Origin of the sequence: Paenibacillus zanthoxyli JH29 (genome assembly GCF_000520715.1) — a bacterium.
Classification (GTDB): Bacteria; Bacillota; Bacilli; order Paenibacillales; family Paenibacillaceae; genus Paenibacillus_AQ; species Paenibacillus_AQ zanthoxyli.
In genome coordinates this window covers 1-327 of sequence record NZ_ASSD01000097.1, presented here as the reverse complement: position 1 = coordinate 327, position 327 = coordinate 1, and the positions used below count along the sequence as shown (strand labels likewise).

The following is a 327-nucleotide window of genomic DNA, read 5'->3' as shown; positions in this document are numbered from 1 at the left end:
CGGGTAATAAAAGGTAAGGAAGGAGGAGGTTATCATGCCTTCAACTAAAAACCGGATTACTCCAAAACAGAGAATCTATTTCCATAGTGAACTGCGGCAATGTCCGCATTGCGGAACCAAACTGAGACGGCATCATACCGCTTGGCATAAATATGTAAACACCTTGACAGGAGTTTTCGACGTCTGGAATATGGCATACGCCTGTCCGAACCCGGAATGCCCGTATCCCCGGTCCTATTATCGCTCTGCCGAAGCTGATGCACTCGTGATGAAACATACGTCCTACGGATTCGATGTGCTTGCGCTCGTTGGCGAGCTTCGTTTCAA

Annotated in this window: 1 pseudogene; it reads left to right on the top strand. The window is 48.3% G+C overall.

What is annotated here, in order from left to right:
* Window positions 1-34 precede the first annotated feature (34 nt).
* Window positions 35-327 (top strand): annotated as a pseudogene (locus L691_RS31765) (transposase); the annotation flags it as partial.